This is a genomic window from Janthinobacterium silvisoli (genome assembly GCF_014200725.1).
Taxonomy (GTDB): domain Bacteria; phylum Pseudomonadota; class Gammaproteobacteria; order Burkholderiales; family Burkholderiaceae_D; genus Janthinobacterium.
Genome location: NZ_JACHCL010000007.1, coordinates 147,448 through 170,483, shown reverse-complemented (window position 1 = coordinate 170,483; position 23,036 = coordinate 147,448). Strand labels below are relative to the sequence as shown.

At 56.9% G+C, this 23,036-nt stretch carries 16 protein-coding genes; all 16 read right to left on the bottom strand.

The window, feature by feature from the left end:
- Window positions 1-181 precede the first annotated feature (181 nt).
- Window positions 182-868 carry an acyltransferase gene (locus HDE75_RS23645; protein ID WP_183681262.1) on the bottom strand — a complete coding sequence of 229 codons (687 nt, stop codon included), beginning with the start codon at window positions 866-868 and terminating at the stop codon, window positions 182-184.
- Window positions 858-1,811, bottom strand: coding sequence for a glycosyltransferase (locus tag HDE75_RS23640; protein WP_183681264.1), 954 nt, complete (start codon window positions 1,809-1,811; stop codon window positions 858-860). The genes HDE75_RS23645 and HDE75_RS23640 overlap by 11 nt, the downstream gene beginning before the upstream one ends.
- The gene (locus HDE75_RS23635) at window positions 1,804-3,045 is read right to left on the bottom strand and encodes an O-antigen translocase (protein WP_183681266.1); all 1,242 of its coding nucleotides are present in this window, start codon (window positions 3,043-3,045) and stop codon (window positions 1,804-1,806) included. The genes HDE75_RS23640 and HDE75_RS23635 overlap by 8 nt, the downstream gene beginning before the upstream one ends.
- 20 nt (window positions 3,046-3,065) lie before the next feature.
- The gene (locus HDE75_RS23630) at window positions 3,066-4,157 is read right to left on the bottom strand and encodes a DegT/DnrJ/EryC1/StrS family aminotransferase (protein ID WP_183681268.1); all 1,092 of its coding nucleotides are present in this window, start codon (window positions 4,155-4,157) and stop codon (window positions 3,066-3,068) included.
- Window positions 4,154-4,591 (bottom strand): sugar 3,4-ketoisomerase, encoded by a 438-nt coding sequence (locus HDE75_RS23625; RefSeq protein ID WP_183681270.1) that lies wholly within the window; start codon window positions 4,589-4,591, stop codon window positions 4,154-4,156. The genes HDE75_RS23630 and HDE75_RS23625 overlap by 4 nt, the downstream gene beginning before the upstream one ends.
- Window position 4,592: 1 nt before the next feature.
- Entirely contained in the window at window positions 4,593-5,060 is a 468-nt protein-coding gene (locus tag HDE75_RS26990; RefSeq protein WP_221291980.1) for an acyltransferase, read from the bottom strand.
- A gap of 97 nt (window positions 5,061-5,157) precedes the next feature.
- Complete coding sequence (locus HDE75_RS23615; RefSeq protein ID WP_183681274.1) at window positions 5,158-6,069, bottom strand: GDP-mannose 4,6-dehydratase; 912 nt, start codon at window positions 6,067-6,069, stop codon at window positions 5,158-5,160.
- On the bottom strand, window positions 6,066-7,106 hold the full coding sequence (gmd, locus tag HDE75_RS23610; protein WP_183681276.1) for a GDP-mannose 4,6-dehydratase: 1,041 nt from the start codon (window positions 7,104-7,106) through the stop codon (window positions 6,066-6,068). Before gmd ends, HDE75_RS23615 begins: the two co-directional genes overlap by 4 nt.
- Before the next feature lie 183 nt (window positions 7,107-7,289).
- On the bottom strand, window positions 7,290-8,495 hold the full coding sequence (locus tag HDE75_RS23605) for a GumC family protein (RefSeq protein ID WP_183681278.1): 1,206 nt from the start codon (window positions 8,493-8,495) through the stop codon (window positions 7,290-7,292).
- A gap of 58 nt (window positions 8,496-8,553) precedes the next feature.
- Window positions 8,554-10,734: a polysaccharide biosynthesis/export family protein gene (locus HDE75_RS23600; RefSeq protein WP_311735156.1), complete on the bottom strand. Its 2,181-nt coding sequence runs from the start codon at window positions 10,732-10,734 to the stop codon at window positions 8,554-8,556.
- Window positions 10,735-11,266: 532 nt separating this feature from the next.
- The gene (locus HDE75_RS23595; RefSeq protein WP_183681282.1) at window positions 11,267-14,245 is read right to left on the bottom strand and encodes a YjbH domain-containing protein; all 2,979 of its coding nucleotides are present in this window, start codon (window positions 14,243-14,245) and stop codon (window positions 11,267-11,269) included.
- A 382-nt stretch (window positions 14,246-14,627) separates the two neighbouring features.
- A complete protein-coding gene (locus HDE75_RS23590) occupies window positions 14,628-15,332 on the bottom strand; it encodes a DUF4197 domain-containing protein (protein WP_183681284.1) in 705 nt (234 codons plus the stop codon).
- 231 nt (window positions 15,333-15,563) lie between these two features.
- Window positions 15,564-17,123, bottom strand: coding sequence for an SEL1-like repeat protein (locus tag HDE75_RS23585; protein ID WP_260174304.1), 1,560 nt, complete (start codon window positions 17,121-17,123; stop codon window positions 15,564-15,566).
- Window positions 17,124-17,141: 18 nt separating this feature from the next.
- Entirely contained in the window at window positions 17,142-19,346 is a 2,205-nt protein-coding gene (locus HDE75_RS23580; protein WP_183681288.1) for an EAL domain-containing response regulator, read from the bottom strand.
- 5 nt (window positions 19,347-19,351) lie between these two features.
- Window positions 19,352-21,523, bottom strand: a complete 2,172-nt coding sequence (locus HDE75_RS23575) for an HDOD domain-containing protein (protein WP_183681290.1) — start codon at window positions 21,521-21,523, stop codon at window positions 19,352-19,354.
- A 204-nt stretch (window positions 21,524-21,727) separates the two neighbouring features.
- On the bottom strand, window positions 21,728-23,008 hold the full coding sequence (locus tag HDE75_RS23570) for a multidrug effflux MFS transporter (protein ID WP_221291978.1): 1,281 nt from the start codon (window positions 23,006-23,008) through the stop codon (window positions 21,728-21,730).
- Between the last annotated feature and the right edge of the window lie 28 nt (window positions 23,009-23,036).

Below are 23,036 nucleotides of genomic sequence, written 5' to 3'. Positions count from 1 at the left end.
GCTTTGATATGACCGCAACGCCGAGTTCTGCCCAACGGCAACTGATTGCGGATACATAAATAAAAATCGTTCGAATAACTATGAGTAATATCAACGACTATGCCAATCTCGCCACACAGCTGATGAACTGTGCCACTATTGAGTGGCGCAAAAATTGACAATAGCGTTCTGATTAACATGGTTAAACTTTCTTCCATACATTCAGCTCATCATCAAATTTCTTTACTAATTTTGCTGGTGCGCCGACGACCATGCTCGCTGCAGGAACATCTGTACTGATCACAGAATTGGCTCCCACAACTGCACCAGTGCCTATTCGTACAGGGCCCAATATAATCACATTGTCGCCAATCCAGACATTATCTTCAATAATGACAGGACCCCGCGCTGCAAGCTCACGCTCGGCCGGAGCCTGCTGTGGATGGCTTTGATCAGAGCCGACATAGCGTCCATGGTTGTGATCGGATACGTGGACGCGGCTACCGAACAGGACGCCGTTGCCGATTTCGATTCTTTCTATGCAAGTAATATGCACATCCAACGAAAATGACACGTTATCGCCAATAATGATCTTGGGGGAGAACGACTGCTGCCGGTAGTGCTGAACCGCCTCGAGCCATAGCCCGCCGTAAATAGAAATGTCTCTTCCCATTGTGATGCACTCGGTACCGCGGATCGAGCAGCGAGGACCGACATTTAAATGTGGCGCTTTGAGTAAGCTGGCATACATTCGACTACGAAATTTCGCGAACGCCCAGACTGCTAGCATGTAGAGGGCCCAAGGTAGCGGTTCAGACGTAAACTGCTTGATACGACGTGCTAATTTGCCCTGTTTTACTGGAGGGAGTTGTCCCAGCTCAGACATCATATGCCTGACCCAATATACGGGTGCGATAAAAATCATAGGTAATACGTGCAACCAAGATACCCACGTAGGCAACCGCTACCATAGGCAGCGACAGACGATCACGCAAGCCGGTACCCCAGCGATGGTAGGTAAAGGCTTGCATGGCCACGACAGCACGCCGCCAAACCGGCATACCGATCATGGCATGCTTACGCGATTCATAGATATTTTTTCTTAATTTCACGACGTTGCTTTGTGTATGCGATGTATTCGTTGTATGCACGCGGTACTTGGCTACCGGTTGATTCAGGTAGCGCAGTGAACCCTGCGATCCCAGCAAATAATATAGCTGCATATCTTCACTGAAAATTTCTAGGTTGAGCACCGAACTACCATCGGACTTGAGTACAGCCTCTCGGCGACACATCAAAACGGAGCCATAGACGTTCCAGCGGAAAATCAGTTCCCAAGGCAAGGTCCGCGAGTCCACCAACGCGGCGCGCGAACTTGACTGCCCCAATTCGGCAATCGCGCTGGTACCGGTCGCATTTCCTTGCGCGTCAATCGGGATTGCGTCGCCGAACACGGCCATCACTCCAGGTTGATTCAGCAAACTCAAACGCTTCGTCACTGAACCAGGCAGCAGCACATCATCACTAGCAACAATCAGGATCACGCTACCAGTACTCTTACGCATCAGGCGGTCGAAGGTTTGCGTAATACCTACGTTCACCTGGCGCTCGAATTCGATGCGGGCGAAACGATTTCCGTGCTCCCCCTTCCAACGTTGAGCGATGGAAAAGCCATCGTCCGACGAACCATCATCGATCAAAAGTAGCTCGATGTTTGCTGGATCTTGCGCCAGAACACTATCGAGGCAGTCAATGATATAAGAGGCATGGTTATATAAAGGAATCAGCACCGATGCCAGTTGGCGGCCACTATTCGAATTCAAGCTAGACATGCGTTGTTTCCATTTTTTTCATTTCATTCTTAACTAGCAACGCCATCATTATCCAGTACACCAGGTAATTACCGGCATAAGCCATCGCTACACCCTGTAAGCCATAAATGGAGACGAATACCACTGTCAACCCATAAAAAGACAAGGAAAAGAGCACCTCAGTCAGGATAAAGGTGCGCACCATGGCTCTTCCCAACATGATGTAACTCAATATCCAGGAGCCAATCTTCATTACGTCACCTATCAGCTGCCACAGAAACAAGTCGCGCATAGGCGCGAAATCACGCGAAAACAGATGCGCTATAACGAAGTCTCGCAATAAATACATTGTAATCGCGCCAATTACGACCAGCGGCAGTACCAAGCTGTAAACCTTGACAATTTCTTTACCTAGCTCAGCACGCACCTTGATCTCGGCCAAACGTGGCAAATAATACATTGACAGAGTTAACGTCACTAGCATCAGATAAATTTCACTGATCTTCCACGAAGCTTGCCAGTAACCGGCAGCATTCAATCCCAATGTCGCCGATAAATAGTTACGAATAAACATATAAGCGAGTGGTGACATGATGGCCGAAGTCAAACCCATCAATCCAAAACCGGATAGTTCGCGCACCGTTGTGCGGTCGACTTTACCCCACAAAAACGTCACCTTGAACCATTCACGGCGCGACACCAGTGCCCCCGTTGCCAGCAGCAAAGCGGCAGGACTGATTGCAATGGCCAATAGAGCGCCATACAAACCCCATACCGAAGTGAGCACACCAACTACTAGCAAACTTAGCAGGCTGCCGATGATATTCGCACTAACGTAAGTTGCTACGTCCTTCTTACCGTTGATAATCGCCAATAACAAATTATTCATAGCGATCGCCGGCAACGCCAAACCGAGTCCGATGAACACCGTCCCCATGTCGCTCCGTTCTAGCAGCTTGAACGACAACCACTGGTTGGCCACAATGAAAGTAATACTAGCCAGCAAAGTAGCAGACAGCGTTAGCTTGATCGCGGTTTGCCACACGGTATGCTGTTGTGCACGGTTATCAAAATGCTGAGCGGTTCCTTTGGTCACGCCCGGCCCCATCACCCCACCACCCAAGCTGAGCGCAACCGCGAGTGCATTCTGAAACTGGCCGATCAAGGCATACCCGGACGGACCAACGTACACGGCGAGCACCTTGTTCAGGATCATTGCTGCACCGACCTTCACTGCAACGGCAATACCGTTCAACAGACTTGATCTAACCAGACTCATCGATTCAACGCACGCACGACCGTAGCAAGCTCTTCAGTTTCTAGCTGAGGACCTATCGGCAAGCTCAGCACCTGTTCGGCCATCTGCTCGGCAAGCGGGAATGCGCCAGCTTGCCAGCCTAGTTCAGCATAGCATTGCTGCAGATGCGGCGGGATCGGGTAGTGGATCAGCGTGGTTACGCCGGCTGCAGCCAGTTGTTGCTGGAGCACTTCGCGGGCAGGCGTCGTCACAACAAACAGATGCCAGGCGGGGGTCGCCCACTCCGGGACGAATGGCAAGCCCAAGCCACTGTCTCGCAGCTGCTCCAGATAGTGGGCAGCAATCGCACTGCGACGCGCATTCCACTCATCCAGGTGAAGCAGCTTGACGCGAAGGATGGCAGCCTGCAAGGGGTCGAGGCGGCTGTTATAACCCTGGTATTCATTAACATATTTCACACGCGAACCGTAATTGCGCAGCACACGGATGCGGTCAGCCAGCACCGGATCATCGGTCGTGATAGCGCCGCCGTCGCCAATCGCTCCCAGGTTCTTGCCTGGGTAAAAACTCCATGCCACGACATCGCCATGCGCGCCGATCCGCTTGCCCTTGTAGCGTGAACCGTGCGCCTGCGCGCCATCTTCCAATACGAGCAGCCCATGCTTGCGGGCGATCGCCAGGATCGGATCGAGGTCAGCTGGCTGACCATACAGATGGACTGGCAAGATGACCTTGGTACGTGGCGTGATTGCCGCCTCGATCAGGGCAGGATCGATATTGAACGTACGCGCATCTGGCTCGACGGGAACCACTGTCGCGCCGCACTGGCTAACGGCCAGCCAGGTGGCGATATAAGTGTTGCTTGGCACGATCACTTCGTCACCAGGGCCCACATCCATCGCGCGCAATGCCAAATGCAGGGCATCGAGGCCGTTGGCCAGTCCGACGCACTCTTTGGCACCACAAAATTGTGCGAATTCGGATTCGAACGATTCGACCTCGGGACCGCCTATGTAATATCCGCTGTGCAGTACGCGCTGTACCGCAGCATCGATTTCGGATTGGCACTCGAGGTAAGCCGCTTTCAGATCAAGAAATGGAACATTCATTTTGGTACCCCTGCAGCTTTCAGAAAGTCGCCGTAATCGCGGAAATAATCTTCTTCATCGTAACGATTGGATGCCAATACCATGCACACCGAACCGGATGAAAAATTGTCCAGCTCTCGCCAGATCATGGGACATACATACAGCCCGTTATAGGAACGGCTCAGATGTACGCGCTTTTTGCTGAAACCGTCGTCGAGCACCACATCGAAGCTGCCCGACATCGCGATGATCAACTGGTGCAAGCCCTTGTGCGCATGCCCCCCACGCTCGGCGCCGCCAGGAACATCGTACAAATAATATACGCGCTCGATATCGAACGGGATATGATCGCCACCCTCGATAAAAGTCAGATTACCGCGCGGATCGGATATCTTCGGCAATGATACGATCGAACAGGCGTCGACGTTAAATTCTTTGTTTGTGATAATTGTCATATTATGAATTCAGTTGGTGAATACGCGCGGGATTGCCAACCACGGTGGCTCCAGCCGGAACATTTTTAGTGACCACGGCGCCCGCACCAACGGTTGCGTTGGCGCCGATATGAATACCAGGCAAAATCGTCGCACCAGCGCCAATTGAAGCGCCTTCATCCACAACGGTTTCGAGACATTCAAAATCCCGGTTACCGCTTTTCGGAAACTTGTCATTACTAAACGATACATTCGGACCGATAAAGACATCATTGGCAATACGCAGGCCATTCCAGATTTGCACCCCGCTTTTTACCGTTACCCGATCGCCAATCACGACATCGCTCTCAATCAGACAGTGCGAACAGATATTGCAGTCGCGACCAATCCGGGCCTTTGCCAGAACAACAACGAACTGCCAAATTCGGCTGCCAGCACCGATGTAGGCGGTATGCACATCAGCAAGCGGATGGACAAAAAACTCATTCATATTCACTTCCATTATCCCTTGCCCTTAACGGCACATCATTATTCGTGAAAATTCGATATCTACCGATCGCGTCGAAGCTAATCCGTTACAAAAGCGATCAGGTGCGAGGGCCATTATGAGCGGCCGCTAGCAGCGCCTGATGTTCACGTTCGGCCGCAGCGAGCATGTGACGTAATGTGTCTTCCAGGCTGCGGCTGAGGAGAGGGCCACCCTGCAGCGCCGGCAAGGCCTGCAACTTGGCCGGGCTGCCACACAAGCGATGCACCTCCCCGACGCGGACAAACGCCGGGTTCACCGTCACGTCAATCTGGTGCCCCGTAATTTGGGACAGCAACGCAATCACGTGCTGCAAGGTATAGGCGTTGCCAGAACAAATATTGTAGGTTTCGCCAGGCTGTCCATGCTCGAGCAACTGCAGATAAGCTGCGCACACCATGTCGACATCATTAAACTCGCGCTCGACGTGCAAATTACCCAGCTCAATGCCAGGCGCGCGGCGCGCAAAATGATTTACCAGCTTAGGGATCAGGAACTGGCTTGCCTGTCCTACCCCCGTGTAATTGAAGGGACGCGTAAAGAGGAGCGAAAGCCGATCACCATAGGTGCGCGCCATATGCTCCATCGCCAGTTTGCTGGTGGCATAGTGATTCATCGGCGCAGGGGGCTGGCTTTCCGTGATCGGCGACGCATCGCAGTTACCATACACGTTCGCGCTGCTTGCCAGCAGTATCCGTTGCGGAGCTTGTGGCAAGGCCAGCACGGCATCGAGCAGATTCAGGGTACCGACGACATTGACGGCATAGAATGCATTTTCATCGGCCTGGCCGACAAAACTGATCGCTGCCAGGTGTACCACGCTGTCAGGCGCCGCTGCCAACACTTGCTGGCGCAATGCCGTCTTGTCGGCCAGGTCACAATCGAGCACGACCACTTGATGACCCGCAGCACGGGCCATCTCGGCAAACGGTCGTCCGGTAAAACCGGACGCGCCTGTCAGCAGGATCTTCAAAACGAAAAGCCCTGTTTGTTACGCGCAAAGTCGGCGTCATACATCAGCTTGCACAACGTTTCGAGCGTCGTTTCAGGCTTCCAGCCCAGTACGCGTTCCGCTTTGGCCGGATCACCAATCAGCAGTTCCACTTCAGCCGGACGGTAAAATTTCGGGTTGATGCGCACAATCGTCTTGCCAGTAGCGGTATCGACAGCAAACTCGTTTTCCGCTGCGCCTTGCCATGCCAAAGTGATGCCGGCAGCCTTGCACGTCATCGTGACGAAATCGCGCACGGTTTCGGTACGGTTGGTAGCCAGAACAAAGGTATCCGGTTCATCGACCTGCAGCATCCGGTGCATGCCTTCGACATACTCCTTGGCAAAGCCCCAATCGCGCTTGGCGTCGATATTGCCCAGTTCGAGGCAATCGAGCTGGCCGAGGACGATCTTGGCAATGCTGTCGGTGATCTTGCGGGTGACGAATTCGCGTCCGCGCAGCGGCGACTCGTGATTGAACAAAATGCCGCTGGCGCCGAAGATGCCATACGATTCGCGGTAGTTGATCGTCATCCAGTGTGCATACAGCTTGGCGACGCCATACGGGCTGCGTGGATAAAAAGGCGTGGTTTCCAACTGTGGAATCTCTTGCACCTTGCCAAACATTTCAGACGTCGAAGCCTGGTAGAACTTGATTTTTGGATTGACGAAGCGGATAGCCTCGAGCAGGTACAGCGCGCCCAGGCCAGTGATATTTGCCGTGGTAGCAGGCTGGTCGAACGAGACGCCGACGAAGCTTTGAGCAGCCAGATTGTAAATCTCATCTGGCTGGACGCGATCAACCAGGCGCAACACGCCGCTCTGGTCAGTCAGATCGAATTCCACCAGGTGCAGATCCGGATGATTTTCCACGCCCAGTTCCGCCAGGCGCCAGAAATTGGTCGAACTGGTACGGCGGAAGGTACCGTACACGGTGTAGTCAAGCGCCAGCAAATGCTGGGTTAAATAGGCGCCATCCTGGCCGGTAATACCTGTGATGAGAGCGATTCTTTTGGTCATTTTTTATATAGTCAGTTTAAAATTAATACGGTCTGGCTCTGCCAAAGTTCTTCTACCGTTGCACGATGCCATTCTTTTACCCACTGGCGATCGAATGAGATTTCAATCCGTTTCAAGGGTAGTTTTCCTCGCCTGGCATACCCACCTAACGCGCCAGGCGAAATTTGACGACTCGCTCTTGGCTTACTTTGCTCGAACCAGCGTTTTAAGTTGTTCCCACTGTGCTTTTCCGTCAGTATCCGCAAGAATTTTTTTCCGCGTCTCTGCCATAAATGCCCAGGCAACTGCAGCAATCAATGCGAGTATGGTCGAGACCAAGATCAATACAGAACGTTTTGGCTTGAATTTACGTTCTGGATCAATAGCAGGATCAAGCACTTGGATCAGGGCAGAATCTTTCGCCTCATCGAGGCGCGCTGCTTCATACTGTTTCGCCAACAGTTCGTACAACATTTGATAATACTTAACATCGCGTAATATCTTGATATTTTCAAGCCCCACTTGCTTGCCAGGATTGAGCGCTGCATCACCTGCCAAGGCAGGACGGCCATTCTCAAGCTTTGACAACTCGGCGCGCAGACTGATCAGCTCTTCCTGGGCCCGTTTGTACTCCGGGTTGTTGGTCGTGACGAATGCCTGCATCGCACTTATCTGAATATCCTTGGCAGAAATTTGGGCACGCAAGCGACCGACTGTTTCGACAATGGCGCGGCTGTCGGCATCAACGCTGATCACGCCATGCGTATCGAGCGCGCTTTTCAGCGCCATTTCAGCCTTTGCCAGATTATCCTTCGACTGCTCGAGCTGACGCTCGAAGAACACCCGGCGCTGTGACGCTTCAGTAACAGCCAGCACCTTGGTCAATGACACCAGTTCACTGACATAGGCATTGGCCAGTTGGGCAACCAGCTTCTTGTTCTCGTCTTCGACTTCGATAGAAATCAGGCCATCTTTGCCGGCAGCGATGGTCGTGTTAGCCTCAAGTATACTGCGCGTTTTTTCCATCGTCTCGACATCGTAGACCTTTTGCAAATCAAACTTTGCAATCAGCTTGTCGGCAACGGTACGGCTCTTGAGCATCCCGATATACAGGTCGTTGGGATTTTTCAGTCCCGCCGACCCAGCCAAGGCACCTGCTGCGCCGCCGAGCTGCGACAACAAGGCCGAAGCGCCGGACTGGGACTGCTGAGGCGGCAACAACTTGGCACCCGCCTTATATACATTCGGTAAGACAAAGCTGATTGCCGCAGAGACAATCGCCGCAATCACTGGCAACCATATGATTACCTTTTTATATTTTGCCAAAACGATCAGGACATCGAGAACGCTGAATTCGCGCTCGCCCGTATCCGGGTTTGGCGATAAAGCCGTGGGTTGCATCTGATTCATACTCGTGAGCCGCTTATTTTATAGGATAGTTCGATGTTGATTTCAGACCAGTCAGGCATTAATCACGCAGTGTTTTGAAGGCTGCGGCACCCAGTCCAAAGTTGGCCAAAATCTGCGTCCACTCGCGCGCGCCGGTCATGAATTTCGTCCATCGCGTTTCCTTGTCAAACTTCTCCGGCACCACGATGGTGTCACCTGGCATGACCTCGGTTCCACCAAAGCCACCCGACAGCCAACTACCCGAATCACGCGACACCACGCTGCCATCTACCCGCAGCAGGAAGATATTTTCCTCGTCTGCATCCGAGGTAAGTCCCGCTTTCTTCAAATAGTCGTTGACGCGGTCACCCTGGCGCCACAGCGGTGACGACTCGACATTGACGGCGCCGAAGATATTGACGAATTCAGGCTGTGCAGGAATAACCAGGCGGTCGCCGTTTTCCAGTTTCAGCTGCGGCAAGAGCGAGAAACGCTTGTCGCGCGGATCAAGTCCCAGGCTAATGCGCCCAGTCGGCTTCAGTTCGCTGACACGCGCTATGGCTTGGGCTGCTGCCGTCGCTTCCGTCTGGCGCCGCACTTCCGCCAGCTGTACATCCGTCACCGAACGGGAATTCGCGACCGAACGCGACTGGTCAGCACGCGCCTGGCTTTCCAGGCGTTTCACGAGTTTTTCCAGATTCAGCTCCTGCTGTCGGCGCACGTCTTCGCGATAAAAAGCGGTGCCGAACAGATACGCATTGCTGGTCGTGCCACCGGCCTTGGCCAACATCGACTGCAGCGTTTCGCCTGCCGTCATTTGGTACACGCCAGGAACATTGACTTCGCCTTCCACGCGGACAAAGATGCGGCGCTTATCCATCGGCACGGCCACATCCTGTTGTGAAAAAATCGTCACTGTATCGCCAGGCTGCAGCTGGACATTGTCGGGACCGGCTGGATTGGTGAAGACATTACCGAGATTAAACGGCACCAGGCTCACGCTCAGGTCCGTACGATTGACACGTTCGATCACCGCGTAGTCCCAGTTGATCTCGTCGACCAGACCGCCAATTCGGGTGGCAATATTATCAGCGGCCTCATTGGTCTGGCGCTCGTCCCCAGCATTCACCGCATTGTTCTGGCGCTTGATCGAATTGCGCGTGATCAAGTACTGACGGTTAGGAATCAGGTCGCTGATGCGCATGCCAGCCTTGAACGGCGCGCGTACCGCCTGGTCAACATTACCGCGCAAGACGACAGCGTTTGAAAAATCCGGCGTGATCGAGGTGACATTGAGCACGTCGCCATCCTTGAGCGTACGCTTGAGCCCCTCGCCGCTCAGGGCGAACTGCTCGACGCTGCGCGGCTGGTTTCTGCTAGCATCAATACGCTCCAGAAAGGCACGGCGCGGATCGGCCACGACCGGCATGCCGCCGGCATAGTCGAGCAACGATTCGATGCTGTCGTTGGCAGTTTTCAGTTCGTAGATGGCAGGGGTATTCACCTTGCCGACCAGCGCAACATGGCCCACCGCCGTCGGAATGAATATAGTATCGCCGTCTTGCAGTTTCATGTCGGTCGACTTATCGCCTTTGCCGATGAAGGAGTACAGGTCCAGTTCCGCGGCAACCTTGCCGCCCCGCTTGATCTGCACATGGCGCATGCTGCCGTTGGCATTCGGGCCGCCGCTGGCGAAAAGCGCAGTCACGAGGGTCGACAGGCTCGACACATTGTAGGTGCCCGGACGGCTGGCCTGGCCGACCACGTAGACGGTAATCGAGCGCAAGCGCCCAAAGTTGACATTGACCGTCACGCCTTTGTATAGCTGGCCGATGGCATTGCGAATCACACCCTCGGCATCTCCTGCACGCACACCGGCCAAAGGAACCGAACCGATGCTTGGAATCGAAATCAAGCCATTACGGTCAATCGTGGCGCGATAATCGATATCGATACTGCCCCAGCCACGGATCATCAGCTCATCACCAGGGCCGAGTGCATAATCGGCCACCACCGGCGCATTGGCGACAGGAGAAAAAGTGGATGGCGCGTTAGCAAAAAACTCCGAGCCAAAAATCGGTAAGTTGGTACCGGTACTATCAAAAACAAATTTCTGGAATTCGCTTGGCACAGGCGCAGGCGCGCGGGTCTTGCGCGCAGCCTCGCTCACCGTACGCTGCCGCGCCGTACTGACCGCTGCACCGCCTGCGTCACCCTCTACATCCTGATCGGCTGCTGCCGGCCGATTGGTGATATTCACGCGCTTAGGCGCGGCTGCTGGTGCGACCGTTTCCGTGACCCGTTCCTGACCTAGCAGATCACTCTGGGTTTGGACACTTTGCGCAAATACGGCCATGGAAGCCGATGCCAGAGCAACGGCTATGAAACAATTTGTGAGTTTTGACATTAAGCTGTATGTGTAAATAGTGGTCTGCAGGGGGCATGTTTCTTGAGTCGGCTATATTACAGCAGTTCTTCGAACGGCAGAAATACTTATAGGAAAAATACTACATATTCATGACCGTGCTACGCCGGTAATATGTGGTGCCTTTACCTTAGTCTTCGCGCCTGCTACTGCAATCCAAATCGACTATTCTCATGCATTAAAAAATAAAATGTTAACGGCAAGAATCAACAGGTGCGTACACGGCCACGCCAGAAAGATTTTCCTTTCCAACGGCCGATGCGGCGGATTTACTCCGCCTCAGTTTGATGCAACAGGCATTTAATTAATATTAATACGACCGTATTCGGCCAGAAACATACCTGCCAGCAAAATGGATACTGTCACGTTAATATTTTGTTTGCCAGGTCACGCTTACTTCTTTCGGCCCCGGGTTGATCGACAGGCCCGACTTGCTCTGGTTACGCTGCGCACTCCACAGCCAGCTACCCATGGCGTAACCGAGGATGCCGCCAGCGACCGTATCGGACACCCAATGTTTGCGGCCTGCAACGCGCCCGGCCGAACCGAGCGCGGCCACGCTGTACAGCCATGGCGCATCGTATTCTTTGGCAAACGGTGTCACGGCAGCAAAGGCGATCGCCGAATGGGTCGATGGAAAGGACGCATCCGAGCGGGATTGCCCACTGCCCACACTGGTCCACGGACCGCGGTCTTCATCCGGTCGAGAGCGGCCAATCGCATATTTCCCCACCAACGCCAAGCCCGTTGCCGCTGCCACCGACTCCATGGAAATGAGCCCGATATTTTGCAAGCGCTCGTCGCCAAACGCAAGCGCAGCCCCAGCCGCGCCCACCAGAACATACGGCGTCGCTTTACCGAGCTTGTCCCAGTTACGGAACGAACTGGAATTCTGATGCTTCTTGACAAAACGGTCGACGGGCTTGTCAGCCAGCGCCGAGGCCAGTACCACGCCGCCAACCACTGCCGTGGCCTGCAGCCATTCGGGGACGCTGGGAGCGGCGGACGCCGATTGCTCCAGGCGCGCGCGCATGGCGGGCCATGGACTGACAAAGGGGCGGTCAGGAGGATTGACGGCCGGCAGGTTCTGCTCATCGGGACGTTCCGCAAAATTACCCAAGCCATCGTAGCTGTTCATGTCGGCGCGCGGGCGTTCGAACATATCGTACAAGTCGCCGGGCGAAGCCACCATCTGGCCTACGTCGCGGGTCCATGGCGAAATCCCAAAGCCAGCGATCGATTGCGTATCCATCGGCAACATGCTGTTCAATGGTATCGACAGGAAGACGCCACGATCCTGATAAGGCTTGTCGGGTGTACCGGGCGCAGTGATATCGTTGCCGTTGGTATGGGTGTACCAGGCGCCGACTTCGATGCCGGACTGGAAGCGGCGCTTGAATTCCATACGCACCCCCGTGTCTTTCGCCAGGAAGCGGCCGGCACGTGCCGTCACAGTAATGTCATGCGGTAAGCGGTAATGCAAGGAAGCAATTGCCGTTACCGTTTTGTAGTCGCGGCTATCGAGCAAGCCCTTGAAGCCGCGCTGCTGCAGGGCGTCCACGGACAGATCGGCGGCCCAACGGCTGTCTTTCGGGAGATACAAGGCCTGGCCACCGGCGCCGCGGAACATGTCTTCATACAAGCCAGCCGACAGGCGCGTATACACCCCTTCGGCAGGATGGTCATATTTGTTCAGCAAGACACGGCTGAGCGAAAAACGGTTGCCGCGCAGATACTCCGCCACATCGGTGCGCACGTGCGGCAAGTTGCTGTTCGAGGGCTGCTTCACTCCTGAAACGGTTTCCAGCAATTGCAGGCCGGCGGCGGCATTCAGGTACCAGCCATCGGCAAGGCGGCGATCATAATTGGCCACGGCGGAAATCGAGTAACGGAAAGCGCCGCTTGGATCATTGAAAAAGAAACCGACCTTGGGTGCGATCTTGAAGCGGTTCGCTTCACGGTCCAGCGATTTGACCTGGACCACATCGCCGTCGACGCCGAGGCCAACAGCCAGCTTGCCATCGTTGTTAACAGTATTAACGGCATTGGCCTGCTTGACGACCGCTGGCACAGGAGTATCAACGACCTGATCGGAGGGGGTTCCCGCCATGACCGGTGACTGGGCAGCAGTGACGGGCAAAACTGGTACAACGACAGGTGCCGCGACAGTGGCCGCCGGTGTGCTTACAACGGCAGGCTTGAGCGGCGCTGGCTGGTCAAGAAACTCCTTCAACCAGGCTTGTTGGTCGTCGCGAATCACATCACTCTTTTCCGGATAGCGTAGCAGCACGGTTTCGAGAAAAGCCTGGCGGTCAATCTTGCCGGCAAAATAATCGTTCAGCTTGGGCAAATCGAAAAATTCATAGGTAGCGATCGGCTGGTCAAGCTTGGTATACGTGATACGGATGGTGGTGGTGCCCGCTGGCGTGAACGCGACTGCCGTGCGCGCGGCCCGGCCCACGGCGCGGCCGAGATTCGAGATACGGCTATTGGTCAGGCTCAGTGCAAGAGTATTGCCTTCCTGCTCGACGCGCACGTTCTTGTAATCCTGTTTCACCAAGGCATTGACCAGGTCCGCGCCATAACCGGCATCGCGATGCCATTCCTCCTTGCTGGGGCGCGGCGGCGGATTCTTGTCATCGACAAAATAGGCAGGTTCAAATATTTTGGGAATGAACTCACGCTCGCCAAACGGGATGCTGACAAAGGCATTGATGCTGAACTGATCACGGCTGCGCGCCGCCTGCACACCAAGCCAGCCCCAGCGATACTCCAGGCCAATAGCAGGACCCTTGCTGCGCCGGTTAGCTCCGGTTTCGCCGGCGCGGATGTCACGCAGATAGTTCGTTGTGTCGTACTCCGCCACTACCGACCAGCGTGGCAAGCTTGCCGGTGTCCAGCGCGCACCGGCAAACAGACCATCCGGGCGCTTGCGGGCATACCCCAGGCTCGCTTCGATATTTTTGCTCGCGCCAAAAGTCTTGGTGGCAACGATATACTGTCCATTGAACAATTCCGTGCCGAAGATATCTGTTTCCCCGACGGCCACTGAGGGCAGCCAATCGCCTTCCGCCCACAAGCGCAACTTACCATCGAGCACTTTATCCTTATAGCGGCCGTAACCTTTGCCATATGCGGGATCGCCATCACCAAATGCCGGAATGCCCGTAATCGACACATAACGTCCGGTCACCTGCAAGAAAGGCAAAATGCTCGACGTTACCCATGTTTGACCATACGGGCTGTTGTAGCTATACCCTACGCTGAAAGTGCCGTCGGTTTCCACTACGGCGCTGGGCATATTGATATAGCCCGATTGCCCACCCTGGTTCGGCGTGGCAGCCATCGCGCTGGGCGCGCCGAGAATCAGGCATCCACACCAGGTTGTTTTGATTGATTTTTTGAGTACGCTTAACAAATCCGACTACCTAATATATCCTGCATCTGGAATTCCTAACAAGATACTCAGAGAAGAACATGGCTGAGGGACTTGAGAGAAACAAAAAAAGGCAAACTGTAAAGCATGAATGAATGCCCCACATAAGTTCGCCGCTAAAGAATAATCATGAGTTGACGGTTTTTATGTACGCCGCCAAAAAATCTGTGCCGCAAGATTTTAACATTTTTTCCAGTGTCAAATCCTTACGCTGTTCCGTGTTTGCCACAACAAGCATCGTTATTACGTGGATACCGTCTTTTTCTTAATTAACTGATTTCCGGGATAGCGGCTATTTCAAACTGCCAAACACCTTGCCAATAATCTTGCTGCCGTATGACAGGGGATCGCGGCGGATGGCTTTTTCTTCTTCACCGATCATCAGATACAGGCCGTCGAGCGCGCGGTCGGTGACATAACCTTCCACCGTCGCTTGCTGCTGCGGCACCAGCCCGGTCTTGCCGATCTGGCTCATGGTGCTGTTGTATTTGCCGGACAGGCCAGACTTGTCGGTGACCGACTTGACGATAGGCAGGAATTTGACCGCCAGTGGCGCGGCAGTCTTTTGCCGGAAAAAATCGGTGACGGATGTATCACCGCCGGACAGTATATTTTTGGCATCGGTAACGCTCATCGACTTGACCGCATCGATCAGCAAGGGCTTGGCCATCGGCACGGCCGATTCAGCGGCGCGGTTCATCGACACCACCAGGTCATCGAGCTGCTGCCCGCGTCCCGTCATTTTCAGCAAGGGCTTGGCCTGCTCCAGAATGCCGGGCAGCTTGATCTTGACCTTGTCATTATTGAGAAAACCATTTTCCACGCCCAGTTTGGCAACGGCGGCCGCCGAGCCCGCGTCCAGTGCGGCTTTCAAGCCATTGCTGGCGTCCTGGTTACTCAAAGCGTCCAGAGGATTGGCGGCGATGGCAGGCACTGCACACAAAATCAGTACGGATGACAAGGGCACAAGCAGACCAAGGCGAGAGTTCAGGCGCATATCTTTCCTTTTGTGGAAGGTAATTGAACAAATGGCGGTGAACAGACAAATCTTCTTCGCCTGAAACCTTAGCACATCAAAACTTCCGTACTGCAGCATTTTCTTCGGCGCCTGCCTCAAGGACAAGCGGTACGGGCACGGGGAAGGGAATATACAACAAACTCTGTTGTATTCACGCACGAAAGAAGCTGGCACGCAGCTTGCCTTTGTGCAATGATTTTTCAGGGGATGCTAAACGCTCAAAGCTTCCAGGCGCTGGCGCGCCTGCGTCAGTTCCGTCTCACGCATGCGCGCCGCAATCTGCAGGACGGCTTTTTCCGCACCGGCCACACCGGCGGCGGCGGCCATCGACAGCCACAGATACGCCTGCTGCAAATCGAGCGGCGCGCCCTGGCCGCTGGCGGCCATCAGTCCAAGATTGAACTGAGCGCGTGCATGGCCCTGCTGCGCGGCCAGCGCATACCAGGCGCAGGCAGCGACATAATCCTGTGGCACATCCTGCCCATTATCGTGGCGCAAGCCCAGCGAAAACTGCGCCATGCTGTGGCCTTGGGCGGCGGCCCGGCGATAACAGGCACAGGCCTGCACGCTGTCGGGCGCGGGACCATCGTCGCGGTCGTGCAGCACGCCTTGCATATACTGTGCCGGCGCATAATCCTGTTCGGCTGCGCGCCGGTACCACTCCAGCGCCAGGCGCAAATCCTGCGGTACGCCCTGCCCATTTTCATGGCGCAGGCCCAAGTCGAACTGGGCCCGCACATGGCCCTGACCGGCCGCCTTGCGGTACCAGAACACGGCGTCCTGTTCATTGGCCGGCAGACCCAGCCCCTGCGCATGCAGATGCGCCAGCTGGTATTGGGCGGCCGCAAAACCCTGCTCGGCCGCCTGGCGGTAAAACACCAGCGCCCGCAGGTAATCCTGTGTGCCATGCTCGTGATGCAGGCCCAGGTTATGCTGCGCCGCGGCATGCCCTTGGCCTGCCGCCTTGCCATACCAGTCCAGCGCCGCCTGCTTGTCGCTGGGAACGCCCCGGCCATTGTCATAGATCAGGCCCAAGTTGAATTGCGAACTGGCGTGGCCCTGTTCTGCCGCGCGCCGGTACCATGCGATGGCGAGACGGTCGTCTTGCGGCAGCACCTCGCCATTTTCATAGCGCAGCGCCAGGTTGAACTGGGCTGGCGCATAACCCTGCTCGGCAGCCTTGCGCAGCCAGCCGGTGGCTTGTTGCCGGTCTTGCGGCACGCCTTGTCCATTGTCATAGCGCAGCCCCAGATTAAACTGCGCGCGCGCATACCCCTGCTCCGCCGCCTTGCGGTACCAGTTAATGGCTTGCACAAAGTCCTGCGGCACGCCCTTGCCGTTGTCGTACATCATGCCGAGATTGTTTTGCGCGCCCGCGTCGCCCTGCTCTGCCGCGCGGCTGAACCAGAGCATGGCCTGACTACTGTCTTGCGCCACGCCCTGGCCCTTGGCATACAGCCAGCCCAGGTTGTACTGGGCCGCGGCATACCCTTGCTCGGCCGCCTTCAGGTACCAGTGCGCGGCCTGCGCGAAATCCTGGACTACGCCTTGCCCCTTTTGGCACATCACGCCCAGGTTGTACTGCGCGTGCTCCAGCCCTTGCGCAGCCGCCAGGCCATACCAGTGCAGGGCCTGCGCATAACTTTGCGCGATACCCTGTCCATTGAAATACATGAAGCCCAGGCTATGTTGGGCATTCGCGTGGCCCTTCTCGGCCAGGCCTTTCAGGCGCAGATAGTCTGCAGTGTACGTCGCCTCGGTCTCCGCCATCTCAGTTCCCGGCATACATCAGGCTTCGATGGCCAGCGGCGGCTGCAGCGCTGGTGCCGCACCGGCGATCAGGCGGTTCTGCTCTTCCAGCACGGCCATGAAACTCGATAGCGAAATCGGCCGGTGATACAGATAGCCCTGCATCGTGGTGCAGCCTTTGTCCTGCAGATAGCGCGCCTGACCTTCCGTTTCCACGCCCTCGGCAATCAGGTGCAAGCCCAGCCCGCGCGCAATCGAGATGATCGCCAGGATGACGGGATAGTGCCCGTGCTCGTCGTGGATTTCCTTCACAAACGACTGGTCGATCTTGATCGTGTGGATCGGGAAGCGGTGCAGGTACGACAGCGAAGAATAACCGGTGCCGAAATCGTCGATGGCCACCGACACACCCAACTGGCACAGCTTGTTCAACTGTTCGATCGCATACTGCGGATTGCGGATGCAGATGTTTTCGGTGATTTCCACTTCGATCTTTTCCGGTGCGATGCCATAGCGTATCAAAGCGCCCCGCATCTTCTCGAAAAAGTCGCCACGGTCCAGATATTGCGGCGACAGGTTCAGCGACAAGCGCACCGATTCGCCGCCGGCGGCATTCCACTGCAGCAGGTCGCGGCACAGCGCGCCCAGCATCCAGTCCGAGATCGGCAGCATCAAGCCATTGTCTTCGGCAAACGGCAGGAATTCGCCCGCCGTCAGCAAGCCGCGCTGCGGGTGGTTCCAGCGCATCAAGCCTTCCGCGCCGACGATGCGGCCCGTCGTCACGTCCACCTGCGGCTGGTAATACATCTCCAGCTGGTTCAGTTCCAGCGCCTTGCGCAGGCTTTGTTCCAGCGCGATCTTCTGGTGCGACACATCGAGCATCGACTCGTGATAAAAACTATGGCCATTCTTGCCCAGCGCCTTGACCTGGTACATGGCGATGTCGGCATGGCGCAGAAGTTCGTCGATGGTTTCGCCATCGCCCGGATAGATGGCGATGCCGATCGAAGCCGAGATATGCACCTGGTTGCCATCGAGGTCGAAAGGCTGGTGCAGGCATTCGAGGAACTTGTCGGCGATGGTGCGCGCATCCTGGCGGTCGCGCAATTCCGGTAGTACGATGGTGAATTCATCGCCGCCCTGGCGCGCCAGCGTGTCGCCGCGGCGCAAACAATCCTTCAGCCTTAACGCCACCTGCTGCAGCAATTCATCGCCCTTCACATGGCCCAGCGTGTCGTTGACCAGCTTGAAGCGGTCCAGATCGATGAACATCACGGCCAGTTCCGTCAGCTTGCGGCGCGCCTGGATCACGGCCAGGCCCAGGCGGTCCTTGAACAGCATGCGGTTCGGCAGGTCCGTCAGGATATCGTGGTAAGCCTGGTAAGAGATGACTTCTTCGGCGCGCTTGCGGTCAGTGATGTCGCGCGCCACGCCATAGGTGCCGAAATACTCTTGCTTGCGCGCTTCGTGATCGGCGCCATGCACGCCGATCGAGGTCAGCGGTATCGTCATCAGGGTATTGTTGAAAGTGCGGTCGCTGCCGCCGCCGCTATGGCACTTCAGGCGCAGTTCAACATTGCGCGAAGCGCGGTCGTCCGGGCGCCTTTCATTGAAGGCGTAACGCGCGCGCTCCTGGTCTTCATCGTGCACGAGGATGGAATAATGGCTGCCGATCAGCTCTTCGCGGCTAAAGCCCAGGATCTGCTGCACGCGGTCATTGATGAAGGTGATGCGCCCTTCATGGTTCAGGGTATAGATGATATCGGGCGAGCTGTCGACCAGGTAGCGGTACATCTTTTCCGAGGTTTCCAGCTGCGAGGCGATGCGCGCGTTTTCCTGCGCCAGCTTGCGCTTTTGCAGCGCATTTTCCACCGTTTTAAGCAGTTCCTCATGGCTGTAGGGCTTGCGCAGATAATCATAGGCACCGCGCTTCAGCGCACCGATGGCAGCCTCGATACCGACGTCGCCACTCATCACGATCACATCGCCCTCGATGCCGCGCCGGTTGATGTGGTCCATGATTTCATGGCCGCTCATGTCGGGCAGGCGCAAGTCCAGCAGAATCAGGTCGAAGCGCAATTTTGCCAGCTGCGCCAGCGCCTCGCTGCCGCAGGTCGCCGTGTAAAGCTGATAGCCACGGTCCTTCAGCAATTCATGCAGGGAAGCGAGCAGCCGGGGTTCATCGTCGACCAGCAGGATACGCGGGCAATTCTCAAGGTCGAGCGGGGTAGCGGTGGAGTTCATGGACGTTACGAAAACAGGGCGGTGTTACCGAGTGCTGGCACGGCAACAGCACCAGTGCCTGGAAAGGCAATGACACCGTTCTGCGCCAGTGGCAGCAGGATTTCAAACGAGGTACCGGACTTGCTGCTGCGGCAGCCAATCACGCCATGCAGGCGGGTGACCAGTTCATGCACGATGGACAAGCCCAAGCCATGGTGTGCACCATCCTTATGGCTGCGCACGGGAGAAAACAGATTGGCCAGCACCTCGGGCGCGAGACCAGTACCGTTATCGCTCACGCACAGCTCCAGATACAAGCGCCGGTCGCGGTTGACGTGGCCACGGTTGCGCACCTCGATGCGCCCGCCATCGGGCAGTGCCTCGATGGCGTTCTTGAGCAGGTTCAGCAAAATCTGCTTGAGGGTGTCGGCGTCCGCCGCGACGTCGCACGGTGCATCGTGCATATGCGTCAGCACCTCGATTTTCGCCGGCAGGAAGTCGGTGGCGCGGAACAGGCGCAGCACGTCGTCGACCACGCGCGCGCAATTGCTCACGCCGTTTGCCACCACCGGCTGCAGGTCGGCCAGGCCGTGGATCAAATGGCCAACGCGGTCGATCTCTTCATTCAGGATCGCCATCTCGCCCACCACCGGCTCCTGTTTCGCCAGCTTGTTATCGAGTACGCCCAAATAATTCTTGATGATCGACAGCGGATTATTGACTTCATGCACCACGCGGCGCGACGCTTCGCGGTATTCCTCAGCCACGTGATCGAGCTGGCGCCGCGCATGGCCGCGTGCACTGACGGCCGCTTCCAGTGCGCTGGCGGCCTGGTTGCCGTAGGCGCGCAAAAAGCCTTCGCGCTTCTGGCTGGCGGGAATCTGCCAGGCCGCCACGCCGCCAATCAGCACGCCCAGGCTGCGCTGGCCCGACACCAAAGGCAGGCACACCAGGCTATCGGTACCGAGAATGCGGAACAACTGTTCTTCGACGATGCCCAGCCCCGGCATATCGCGCTTCAAAAAGGTCAAACGGCATTCCAGTGCCGACGCGGCCAGCGGACCGCTGTTCGCCAGCGGCACTGAAAAACCGGCCAGGCGCTGCTGCTGTTCACCAGCCGCCACGCCCACCAGCGCATGGCCGGTGGCGTTTTCCAGCAGGATGACGGTGGTCTCGAAATCGAACAGGATGCGCGCCGAGCGCGTGATCGCCTCGAACAGGCTGGTCTCGCCCTGCTGCCGGGCGAAGGTCTGGCCCACCTCGGACACCAGCACCATATTGCGTACGTCTTCGGACAGGCGCTGCTGCACCGGGTCGACGGGCGGCGGCGCATAAGCGGGCGGCGTGGCGATATCGTCGGCGCCGGCCAGATCGATCCCCAGGTGCTGCGCCGACTGTTCCACCTGGCGCACGGCGCTGCTGGCAATCGCATCGAGCACCTCTTCCTCGACACCGCACAACTGGCGTGCCTGCGCGATCGATTCGGCATCGTCGGCGTGGCAGCACAGCAGATGCGCCAGGCGCACGATGCGTATCAAGGGATGGCTGGCCTCCAGGCGCGCCAGCGGCTCATGGTGATACAGCACGCTGTCGGCCAGGAAGGAATCGAGGCGCCAGCGTTCGATCAGCCAGGCGCCCGCTTCGGCATGCGTGATTTGCAGGGTGCGCTGCTCCACCGCACACAGCGCCGCATCGTCGCGCGCCGTGAAATTGTAGGCATATTCCTTGGGCGCCGTGGCCAGCAGGGCCAATCGGCCCACATTGTGCAGCAGGCCCGCCAGATAGGCTTCCTCGGCCTGCGGATAAGCCATGGCCTTGGCAATCGCACGCGCCATGACCGCGGCCGAGAGTGAGCTTTTCCAGAAGGCGCGCAGATCGGTGCTGCCGGAATGGGGGAAGCTGTTAAAGGTCTGGAATACCGATTCGCTGATCACCAGGGTCTTGATCATGTCGGTGCCCAGCGAAACCAGCGACTGCTCCAGGCTGACGCTGCGGCCAAGGCGGTGATACGCCGAACTGTTGGCCACGCCCAGGATCTTGCTGGTCATTCCAGCATCCTTGGCGATCAGGGCGGCCAGTTCGGGCATGCCCGCATCGTCGGCCTGCAGGTGAGCGATCAGTTTGATGAGGATCTGCGGCATGGCCGGCAGACGGGCAATCAGCAGGCGATTGCGTATATCTTGATCGGATTGATGCATCGTATCAGGCATTGCCGGTTCAAAAAGGAAGAGCGCTCAGCTGCGAAGCGCGGCCACGTTCAGAGGAATCCTCCACTCCTGCTTGCCAAAAATCTACTGCCCGAGAGGATGCCGTAAAAAAGCCATAGTATCATTAAGCGCCGTACATTACTTGCAATATAGAAAACCAAGTTGAAATAAATCCACCGTTATCCAACAAAACCTTTATCGTTTGACGGAGCCCAGCAAGCGGTGGCGGAAGCGGCGCGAAATCATCCATAGCGCCAAAGCCAGTCCCGTAAACGCCAGTTGGCCCGACGCCAGCCACAGGACGGAACCGGACAGCAGCGGCGAGATGACGCCGGCCACCACCGCGCCCAGCAGGGTGCTGGCAAACGACTGGCACGACGCCACCGTACCGCGGATATGCGGGAACAGGTCGAGCGCCAGCAAGGTCGCGCCCGGCCCCACCAGCGACATGCCGAAGGTGTAGAAGAACAATGGCAGCACCGTCCATGGCAAGGCTGGCGGCAAGAACAGGTGGAATACCACGTTGACGCTGGAAGCACCCAGCAGGAAGGCAAAGCCGATGCCGATCTGGCGCGCAAACGTGATCTTGCCAGCGATGCGGTTGGCCGCCAGCGCACCCAGGAAGATGCCGCTGACGCAGGGAATGAACATCCAGCCAAACTGGGGCGGCGCCAGGCCCAACTGCTTGGGCAGCATTTCCGGCGCGGCCGTGATGAACAGGAACAGGCCGGCGAAATTGAGGGCCACGATACCGGCCTTGATATGAAACAGCGGTGAGCGCAGGATCTCGCCATAGCTCGACGCCAGGAAGCGCGGATTGAAAGGCTGGCGCTTTTCCATAGGCAGCGTCTCGGGCAGGCGCCAGTAGCAGAACGCCAGCAGGATCACCGTGTAAGCCGCCAGGAACAGGAAAATCGTACGCCAGTCGAACCAGACCACGATCCAGCCACCCAGCACGGGCGCGACGGCCGGGGCGATGGAAAAAATCATCGTTACCAGCGACAGCAGGCGCGCCGCCGCCGTATCTGCATACAGGTCGCGGATGATGGCGCGGCTGATCACCACCCCCGCCCCTGCCGACACACCCTGCAAAATACGGAAGAACCACAGGTAATGCACGGTATGGGCCGAGGCGCAGCCCAGCGAGCCGATGGCAAACATCACCAGCGACACGAGGATCACGTTGCGCCTGCCGAAGGTATCGGAGATCGCGCCATGCCACAGCACCATGCCGGCAAAGGCCAGCATGTAAAACGTCAGCGACTGCTGCACTTCCAGCGGCGACGCCTGCAAGGTGCTCTGGATATTGCTGAAGGCGGGCAGATAGGTGTCGATCGACAATGGTCCCAGCATCGACAAGCCGGCCAGCATCGTCGCCAGCGCCCCCCTGCTCAACGGCGCCATATGGCTGGGAGTCGGAGGCGGCACCGGCGTGACCGGATCTGGCGGCACATTGGCCGGCGGGGTGGGAAACATGCTAAATCCAAAGTGGCGGCGCGGACCG